1 protein-coding gene is annotated in these 1,066 nt (G+C 41.8%); it reads left to right on the forward strand.

Translation table 11 applies throughout. The annotated features are described in order from the left end of the window. Window positions 1–1,066 (forward strand): DUF1998 domain-containing protein (locus AB5935_RS27855; protein ID WP_368328084.1); only part of this gene is annotated, 1,066 nt, incomplete at both ends.

Raw genomic sequence — 1,066 nt, forward strand, 5'->3', positions numbered from 1 at the left:
CTACATCATCAAGCGTCACTATATGTTCCATCACAATGGCGCTACTACCTCGTATGCTATGCGTAGTGTGGGCTTTGGTATTGAGTTCTGCAACAACATGGAGTTGTATGAAGTAAACTATGGTATGCAGATGCAATCCGGTGCAAAGCTGGAGGTGGACAATGATGCTACGGTTCCTCAGAATGGTTTTGTCACCTGTAAATATTGTGGTAAATCAACTCATCTTTTGGTCGGTGTAAAACAGACCGAAGACTTCCATTATCGATTCTGTAATCACAAGGGCATAAGCTTTGCTGATGATGTAAAGGGCGATGTATTCGAAACGCTTTACCTCTACCGCCATATGCAAACGGAGGCTATCAAGATATTGCTTCCCGTACAAATTATGGATGCAAATGCTGCTATTGAGATGTTCAAGGCCGGTATCGAACTCGGATTAAAGGCATACTATAAATCATCGCCAGAGCATATACGCATTGACTCCTATAGTGAAATGAATATGGCAACGATGAACAAAGACCATTACCTTGTGATGTATGATACCATCCCCGGCGGTACAGGCTATTTGTCGAAGCTATATGACACCGAGGAATTTACCGCTCTTCTGCTGTATGCCTATGACAAGATTCATGAATGTATTTGTCAATGGGAGGGCAAAGATGGCTGTTATCATTGCATCCTTACCTATGGCAACCAATATAAACGCGATTCTTTCAGCCGAGAATATGCGGACAGTCTCTTTGAACAGCTGATTAGTCATGCTAAATCGTGGGAAACACTTCCAGGATCAGTAGGAACTATCTCACAGTCAGGTGTAGCAGAGGATAGCGAGTTGGAATTGAAATTCGTTAATGCCCTAAAGGTCATCGCAAGAAATAATAATTGGGAATTTGAGAAGATTCCGGATGTAAATACTTATCGTTATGAACTTCGCCTCATTGATGAAGCGAACAATACGGACATTAAATATTACATCATTCCTCAGTTTGCCCTTGGAGGACCTTATGGCGTTCGCCATTATACTGTAGCCGATTTCCAAATCATCTGTATGTCGGCAAAAATTAAA

It is taken from the genome of Phocaeicola sp. RTP21198st1_B8_RTP21198_201120, assembly GCF_040929485.1.
Lineage (GTDB): Bacteria > Bacteroidota > Bacteroidia > Bacteroidales > Bacteroidaceae > Phocaeicola > Phocaeicola dorei.